The organism is Paraburkholderia nodosa DSM 21604, from assembly GCF_000519185.1.
Taxonomy (GTDB): Bacteria; Pseudomonadota; Gammaproteobacteria; order Burkholderiales; family Burkholderiaceae; genus Paraburkholderia; species Paraburkholderia nodosa.
Genome location: NZ_JAFA01000051.1, coordinates 43,827 through 51,870 on the forward strand (window position 1 = coordinate 43,827; position 8,044 = coordinate 51,870).

Genomic DNA, 8,044 nt, shown 5'->3' on the forward strand with positions numbered 1-8,044 from the left:
ATTACATCACAGCTACCAAGCAAACACTTACAAAGGAGCAAGACAACGTGCTGGAATCCCCACTCACTGAGGAAGCGCGCGGCGTGCTTAGCCGATACAGCAGCGAGAACGCCGTCAAAACGCTGCTACCACTATGGCGACAGTTTGAAGACTTCCTCCAATCGCGCGGCCTATCGCCCACCTCCATCCTCGATATTCCGGAGGACACACTTCGTGCATACGCCAACCATCTCGACCACCAGGACTGCCATGTCGATGACGCGCTGGTCGCACTAAGCGCCGTGCTCCTTGTGTGTCTGCACGCAGGCTACAGCGGCAAAGTTCTGCGCTCCGTTGTGATCCCGCGTATTCGTCGCCCCATCGAGAACCGACAGTGGGACGCATTTCGCTTGCGAACCTACCTGCCGCTCGAATCCTCGCAACTCGCCCGCAGTCGCAGACGCCGGGCCAAGCGCGAAGCGTATGCACAGGATACGGTTCGCGCCGACGTCAATCGCAAGTAAGCAACGTTCTTAATGCCTTTCATCGCTCCATCTACAACCATCGAAGGATCAACCATGACTCATCTGATTGTGGCTCACTTTCAAAGCTCGAACGGTGCCGCGCAAACTTCAGCAGCGCAAGTTCTTCACGCACAGACTGGAGGATTGCTTATCAATCCCCGCCCGCTTCATATGTCCGACGAACAAGGGGGCAACATACATTTGGCGACAAGTGAAACAGCACTTCAGGATCACTACTGCACCTTGATGACATCCCGGCGCGGGGGGATTATCGACGTGACGCCTGAAGACCGGAAAGCCATGATCGCATTCATCCAGGCAAGGCGCCCTGTTCTTACCGAACTGAAAACGATCATCGTTTCGACGTCTCCGGACACCGCATCACAGCAGGCTGCCGTAGAAACGCTTGCGGAATTAAGTGCGGCGGGTGTGGCTGCGTCCTGCATCAGGATCCTCTGTACCGACGCCCCAGCGAACGCCGCCCTCGAGGAGGTCTACCCCATCGTGGCCGAATATGCGCGTGAAGCGGAGATCACGCTATTGCCCGAGGCGACGCTTCCGGGATCAACGTCTTTTGCGAAGGCTCAGCAATTCAAGATGCCGATCGCCGCTGTCTTGAACCGCGCTGTCGATTTCGAAACCGAATTGACCGCGGCGCGACTCAATGGCGCGCCCGAAAAAATCATGCATGGACTCGCCCACAAGGTAATCGCGCAGCGCGATCTTCTCGACACGGCGGGTGCGTTTAAACGCGTCGCTGAGGCACTCGGACTACCGTGCATTTCGCAGGATGAGTGGCGTGCCGAGTTCGCCCCGGCGACGAACCGTAAACGGACGAAGGCGACAGCGTTTGATTGAGGGCTTTCAACGCAACTTGGCGCAACTGCGCCGCTACTAAGGGGATCGACGGCACACTTCAACTCAGTGTCCGTCGATCGGCTTACGCATGATCCGGCGCGTGTCGAATCGGATCCTGGCTGTCGCATGTCCAACTCTTCACGGGCGGCTGGCCTCCATGAGTAACAAGCGCAACGCGTCCGTCACGTCCTCCTGCGTGACGGTAGTCGAACCATCACGCAGATAACGCAGAGCGGCAAGGTCAAGGACTCGTTTCAGCACGGCATCCGTGTCCGAGATGAAACGATCCTGCAACGCACGCGAAGCGAAGTCGGTGGTGTGGCGGGATACCGAAAAGATATCGCCCGCCATCATTCTTAGCGTCGTACGGACATAGGAAGCTATCCAGCTGTCCCGTTTGTCAACGCATCCGATCAAGCAACGGCGACAACGCAAACCATCCGCTGCCCCATTGAAGACGCATGGTTCGTCGTGTGGTCCGTGCGCCATCTCAACACCGCATCTGTGTGCAGCAAACCCGAGATCCCGGACACGCTGGCATCGAGGCGTTTCATCGAACATCATCTCAACTCTCCTGTTAGCGAGGTTAGCGATCGCCTCGTTCCGGAGGACGTTCGCCAGCCTAGTATTCCGCGCCCGTCGCAAAGTCAAGCTTGCGGCGGAGAACTTCATCAGGATATCTAAATGATTCCAGTACGATGCCAGCCAAGCCACCGGCAGCACCGACGTTAGGGAGTGGCTACGGTTTTTAAATGGAATGGCGTCGGCATATGTCAAGAACCAGCATCGCGTTGGAACGCAACGTTCTTCACGTTCCGTTCATTCGTCGTGGTGTCACAACCGGCGAGCGGCTCCGGGTAAGGCACCGACGCAGGCAACGCTCCTTCGCACCAGCTACGCAAGACAGGCTGCGAGGTTTGTCGGTTACGCTGACAGGTGTAACGCAAGGCGTGCAGGGCGCAGGAGTCCAAGCTTCGAATCCACGAAACCGGCCAGAAATACAGAAGGCCGCGTACGAAAACGCGGCCTTGATTGAAATCGATAGTGAAAGCTGAAACAGCAGTCGTTCGTTCAGTGCCAACGCGAGCGACGCTCGCGATCTGCCTCACGGCTCTTTTTCACCATATAGCCACCGTAAAAGTAGATGACCAATGTGACAAACAAGGTAAAAAGTGCAGAACCCATGCTCATTCTCCGTGAAGTCGACGCGTTCTGTTTGCGCGTTCGCGGTCTGCCTTGCGACCGTTATGGAGCAAAACCAAGGCAAATGCGCTGAGTATGATGACGACTGCCAGCGCCGCGAAACTCCATCCCATCATCGTTCTCCGTCAGTAGACTATAGCGGTGTACAGAGTAGGCTGCCCGTGCCCATTTACTGCGTCCGCGAGCGGCGCGCACGATCCGCCTCACGGCCCTTCTTCACCATATAGCCACCGTAGAAGTAGAAGGCCAACCCAATAGCCAAAGCAAAGAGTCCGAAATACATGATTATTCTCCGCGGACTAGATGTCTTCTTTTGGCACGTTTGCTGTCAACCTTGCGACCGTTGCGCTCCATGAGCATGCCGACCCCGCACAGGCCCAACGCAACGATCATCGCGACAATGCCGAAACCCATATGAAGTCTCCGTTGTTATCGACGTCCTCGAGTTGCGCGTTCGCGGTCGGCCTTGCGACCGTTGCGGTCCATGATCAGGCCCATCGCGGCAAGTAAGATAGCGACTCCCGGTGCACCAAAACTCCAGCTCATCATGTTTCTCCGACCGTGGATGCGTTCCAGTTATAGGGTAACACCGCGCCGGTGTAAGTGCTTAACCATCAGCAGCCGCCCTCGCCTGTTCGTCGAAAAGTGCGCATCCTGTTGCAACCACTGCGATGCGCCCAATGTAGAGCGCCTGCCAGCCTTCGACTTGGATGGCCACTGAAGCGTCCCGTGCGCGCGTAGGCGCCAAAGCATGGAACGCTCGAAAGAGCGCCCAGCAATGTAAATAACCGCACTCGAATGCGCGACAACGACGGGACAGCTGAGGCTCACGCTGCTGTCGTCCGCTCAGTCCGATTGCGAACGGCGTTCACGATCCGCCTCCCGGCCCTTCCTGGTCATATAGCCGCCATACCAGCAGATGGCCAACCCGACAATCAAAGCAAAAACGGCGAAGCTCATTGTTATTTCCTCCGCGGAGAGTACATCCTTTGTTTGCACGGCGCTCCCAGCTTTGCTGGCGGCTTCGATCCGGGATGATGGCCAGGCCGCACAGCCCAAATGCGACGAACAGCGCGACAATACCAAGCCGAGCTATTTTGGAACCATAGTGCGACGTGAAGGGCGGCCAAGCGTTGCAGGCGCCTGCAACGCTTTTAGCGAAATGATGATGCTTTTCACGCATCTTTTGATCCGCCGTTCGTCGCCGAGGAGCCACTAGTGTGCGCCCAACAATCCGACACGCGACTGCCGGCAACCTTTAATACGAAATTTGCAACGATTTCACTACTTTCTGCCGGAAATCCCCGCAATTGCCTCAGAAAGACGCGCATATCGCCTCGTTTTAGTCGTCCATTGACAGGGACGCGGGAATAAACCGCTCCTTTCACTATCCGACATGCCCCTGCTCTTCCCGGGTCGCCTGTTGCCGACAAGCGTGCCGCACATGCTATGCATGAGGAGATCCGCGAACGCTACCTTTAGCTACGAGCTTGGAAACCTGTATTCAATCTCCTTTGTATCGCCGCCCACCGGTTGCGCGTTCGCGGTCCGCCTTGCGACCGTTGTGGTCCATGACCAGGCCCAAAGCGCCGAGCACGAGGGCGACAGCCAGTGCGAAGAAACTCCAACCCATCGTCATTCCCAGTCCGTAGATGACAGCGGTATTGAGAGTATCACGGCTGCGGCAGCCCCTCTTCGCGACGAAGGGCTGCCCCAGCCAGTCTGTCAATTTCTGCTGAAACCCGGTCGCGCAGGCGCCCGCGAGTGGGTCCAGGCAAGGCGCGCGCTGGCTCCAGCCGCTTGATGCTGGGAACCGCCCCTCATGTCGCCGCAAAACACTGTCCCCGTGCATAGGCAAACTCGGTGTCCCCAAGCAGCGCACGCCGTTTCGCCAATTTCCCGTTTAGGCGCCTAAAAGGCTAAACCCGGAATGATGCAACTTCTGTCGAGCTTTCGGCGCTTGGTCTGGCGATACAAGCGCAAAATCACTCGGCTTTCTCGCCGTACGTCCTGCAGCCGGTGCAGAACTCCGCCGCGCTTCTTCATGCAGTACGGGCGTTGAGCGTGCTGGTCCGACTATCACGAGTGCAATTCACAGGTGTAAAAAGCCGGCCCCAGTCGTCTATCCGCGGAAGGAGTCAGAGGTTCGTCCGCTAGCACGGAACTCGTCTCCAGCCCTTTCCACCCTGTAATCTCAAAGGCCCGCCGCTGACAAGGCGATTTGTCGAGCCGTATCGCCGATCCGCTCGCATCGTTGGACACGCGCGCCTTCGATTCGAGCAGCGCTTGGTGAGGAGCCGCCGCTTCCGTTGATCCGATCCGATGGACAAAGGTCGGTAGAGCAAAAGACGGGGCGACGGTGTTTCCCCTCTGTTGCGAGCCACTGCTTCGTGGCCCTTCCGAAGCGTCCAGATCTACATAAACAGGCGACGGCACCGCAGAAGCAGGGAAAAAATCATTCGTATCAGATAGAGGAATCCGATCGCCCAGCTAAAGCCCAAGCTGCCAACAGTAAAAAGAAACTTGCCGCCCTCCGGCATACCCCCTGCGTAAAACAACAGACCGACAAGCGCGAGCAGATAGCAGAAGATCGCAATCGAAGCACGGCGCGCAAGCCAGTGCCAGCCTAGAAATATTCTCACTGCTGCCTGGAGGCTTTTCATTGCTCGTCCTCCGGGCGCTGACGTGCGTCGAAAAGAACTCCGCCGAATTTCCAACCCGCGATTGCCACTGCGACCAGCGCCGCAAGATAGATCCAGGAGAGTGGCTCATCCAGACGTTGGCCTTGAAGGATGGCGTATAGGTGTTCGTATTCCATGTCGATTTTTTCCTTGACGTAGACACCCGGGTGCACAGCGCGACGCGCTGCGTCACCTGGGTCAGAACTCATCCTTGCACGCTGTTGGGAAAGTCAAGTTCGCGTAGCTAGTCGAGGTAACCGGCCAGTTGATTGAGCAGTTCTACGCTGAACTTCGGCGCAACGTGCGCCGCATCATCTGCGGTCAAAGTCTGGAAGTCTTCGGTCGCGATCGCGTCGCTCGCTGGTAACCTCGACGTTTTGGGGCGCGCCGACGTGGACAATACCGATTCGCGCTGTGATGCTCGCGTACGCTGCATCAGCTGTTCACGAAGTTCCGCCTCGGCAAGCGATCTGAATACTGCTGCGCGTTCGCGAGGCGTAGTGCAGCGACTCAATCGTTCGTACAGCAGCGGCGAAACAAGAGGATTGATCGTAATCGTCATCTCAATTTTGTTGTTCATGCCACCTCCCGTTCACGCGCGAGTCCAGCCTCGCCGACGATCAGGAATCCGTGCGCGTTTGCGAGGCATGGCGAGTCAATCAGTTCGATGACAGCACGCGGGAACGTGTGCCGAATTGCAATGCTGTAGAGCGCTGCACCACCGCCCGAAAGAATGATCGAGCGGATGTCGTGCAAGCGACCGACTTCGTTCTGCATTTCGGTCGCAACGCTGGTCATGATCGGGTCGGCCAATGCGACATACCGTGCGAGATCGATCTTCTTGCCATAGAAATAGAAGGGGGCCCTCTCTCGCAACGCCTTGTCGATACGTTCGATGTCGTCGAGCTGCTCGCCTTCGTCACGTGAAATGAGTTTCGCGATCCGCTGACAAACGTGTGATACGCCACCGGGAATGCCGCCACTGCGTTTATCGTCCATCGTGAAGCCTTTCGCGCAGATCCAGTCCGTCGTGAAGTAGCCTACATCGACCAGAAGGTGCGCATCGTCATGTCCAAAGCCACCGCGGCGCCCGCTGGCAGCAAACGCAAGCGAACCCAAAGGCTGTGGGATGACTACTACCTTCTCGACCACGACGCGGCCGTGACCAAAGTCATGTTCTCCAGCGAACAGCAGCTTTAGCTCCGTTGAATATGTTTCCAGGTTGTGAACAGACAGGCCCAAGACAAGACGCTCGATGTGCGTGACACCGGCGAAATGAAACGCGCCAAAAAGCAATGCCGCGTAGTTGTCGGTCGACACATAGGCGTCTGCGAGCGCGCGGCCTGTCCTGCCGTAAGCCGCAGTTATCGGCACATCAGGGCCAACTTCGTATTCGATGCCCTCGATCGAGATCTTTGCGACCTTGCGTGTGGGAAACACACTCTCACCGTAGGCTGAAAGCGTGCGGCTCGCGGCCAGCGGCGCGAGTGACGGAAAAATGCCGCTAGTGACCGCGCCATTCACATCGCGGTATGCGTACTTCGTATTGCCGTAGCCGACGTCAACGGCGAAGACGGGGGTTTTCAAGTTCGGTGTCCTTGAGCGTGGTGTTGACAAGATTGTTCGAAAGTCGGAGACGAGCTTTTCCTTCGCTTCGTTTTCCTATCTAACTCCGACTCTGCTGTATCGAGTCTATCCAGTACGACGAGAGAGAAAGTCGATGAATGCTCACAGGAACAGGGGGGCTTTTGCTCGCTGTCACCGGCCCGTAAAAGCCGAGCTATTTTGCATACCATTGCGCAACGGGATCTGGCGAGGCGACGAGTTGCAGGCGCCTGCAACGGTTTTCGCAGAATGGTGATGTTTTTGTGGAGCTTTCCACTAGACGCGCGCTGAACCAGAGAACGATCCAAACGGCGCGAAAAGTGTTCCAAAATTTGCACACTAATAGAACGACCTGCTTTCCACGCGTATCCCTTTAAAATCAAATAGCTATAACGCTATTTACGCTCAATGAGGGCACAAAAAGTTGCAGGCGCCTGCAACTTTTTTGCGAATAAAGAACTAGTCCGTATGATTTATAGACTTTTAAGTTTATTTATTGCGTCAATTGATTTAATCAGACAGCATTTCTGACCTATTCGAGCATTCTTTCGCGAAGTCAAGTTTTTTATGGAGTCCCGCGCCTGGCACGTAGCAAGCACACTCACAGGTACGGAGAACGCCCGCGCGCAGACGACCCAACGACAGCTGGGATCGGTTTGCCGGGGTCGTCTTGCGGTTTTCTGCAGCGTTAACGCTATCGTTTGCAATACCTTGCACGTCACTCGGGTATCCACCGGCGAAGCGACCACTTGCGCTCTATCGCGAGCCACCGTGCCGGAATCCCGCGCCGCAAGTGCACGCTGACCGCGCTTCACGCTTGTGCAGACTCAGTTCAATCGAATCAACTCCAAAGATTTATGGGGCGGCTCTACCCACGCCGAAGCAGCGTCAATCGCGGACCAACCGATATCTAGACGGCGTCAAGCAGCACGGCCGGTCAGCGACAACCATCTTGGCCGGTCGACGGGTGTAGTTGTCGCTGGTTAAGAGGCCATGGTTGTCGCTCCTTCTTCGTAGTTGTCGTTGGGTAATTGTCGTCGGCGCGCGCTCTGTTTGTCGCTGGCCTTACGGCGGCGATAGCTCTCAACATTCAGCTCGAAGATCGTCGAGTGATGCACGAGCCGGTCGATGGCGGCAACCGTCATGCCGGGGTCGGGGAACACGTCATTCCAGCCAGAGAACGGCTGATTGGCC

Annotated in this window: 8 protein-coding genes; 2 read left to right on the forward strand and 6 right to left on the reverse strand. The window is 56.8% G+C overall.

Features of this window, described 5'->3' with window-relative positions:
- The first annotated feature begins 47 nt into the window (after positions 1 to 47).
- Both A3CW_RS0139695 and A3CW_RS0139700 read left to right on the forward strand, forming a co-directional pair.
- On the forward strand, positions 48 to 503 hold the full coding sequence (locus tag A3CW_RS0139695) for a hypothetical protein (protein ID WP_028208497.1): 456 nt from the start codon (positions 48 to 50) through the stop codon (positions 501 to 503).
- A 54-nt stretch (positions 504 to 557) separates the two neighbouring features.
- Positions 558 to 1,361, forward strand: coding sequence for a hypothetical protein (locus A3CW_RS0139700; protein ID WP_028208498.1), 804 nt, complete (start codon positions 558 to 560; stop codon positions 1,359 to 1,361).
- Between the two features lie 138 nt (positions 1,362 to 1,499).
- Here A3CW_RS0139700 and A3CW_RS50485 read toward each other — a convergent pair whose 3' ends face one another.
- From A3CW_RS50485 to A3CW_RS49145, 6 genes are all read right to left on the reverse strand, one after another.
- Positions 1,500 to 1,715 carry a hypothetical protein gene (locus tag A3CW_RS50485; protein WP_028208499.1) on the reverse strand — a complete coding sequence of 72 codons (216 nt, stop codon included), beginning with the start codon at positions 1,713 to 1,715 and terminating at the stop codon, positions 1,500 to 1,502.
- Between the two features lie 3,263 nt (positions 1,716 to 4,978).
- Complete coding sequence (locus tag A3CW_RS0139730; RefSeq protein WP_028208500.1) at positions 4,979 to 5,227, reverse strand: hypothetical protein; 249 nt, start codon at positions 5,225 to 5,227, stop codon at positions 4,979 to 4,981.
- Positions 5,224 to 5,382 carry a hypothetical protein gene (locus A3CW_RS52810; RefSeq protein ID WP_154678182.1) on the reverse strand — a complete coding sequence of 53 codons (159 nt, stop codon included), beginning with the start codon at positions 5,380 to 5,382 and terminating at the stop codon, positions 5,224 to 5,226. The genes A3CW_RS0139730 and A3CW_RS52810 overlap by 4 nt, the downstream gene beginning before the upstream one ends.
- 107 nt (positions 5,383 to 5,489) lie before the next feature.
- The gene (locus A3CW_RS0139740; RefSeq protein ID WP_028208501.1) at positions 5,490 to 5,825 is read right to left on the reverse strand and encodes a hypothetical protein; all 336 of its coding nucleotides are present in this window, start codon (positions 5,823 to 5,825) and stop codon (positions 5,490 to 5,492) included.
- The gene (locus A3CW_RS0139745; RefSeq protein WP_028208502.1) at positions 5,822 to 6,832 is read right to left on the reverse strand and encodes a PRTRC system protein D; all 1,011 of its coding nucleotides are present in this window, start codon (positions 6,830 to 6,832) and stop codon (positions 5,822 to 5,824) included. The genes A3CW_RS0139740 and A3CW_RS0139745 overlap by 4 nt, the downstream gene beginning before the upstream one ends.
- A 1,001-nt stretch (positions 6,833 to 7,833) precedes the next feature.
- Positions 7,834 to 8,044, reverse strand: a 211-nt coding sequence (locus A3CW_RS49145) for an ATP-binding protein (RefSeq protein ID WP_028205332.1), incomplete at its 5' end; no start/stop codon positions are given.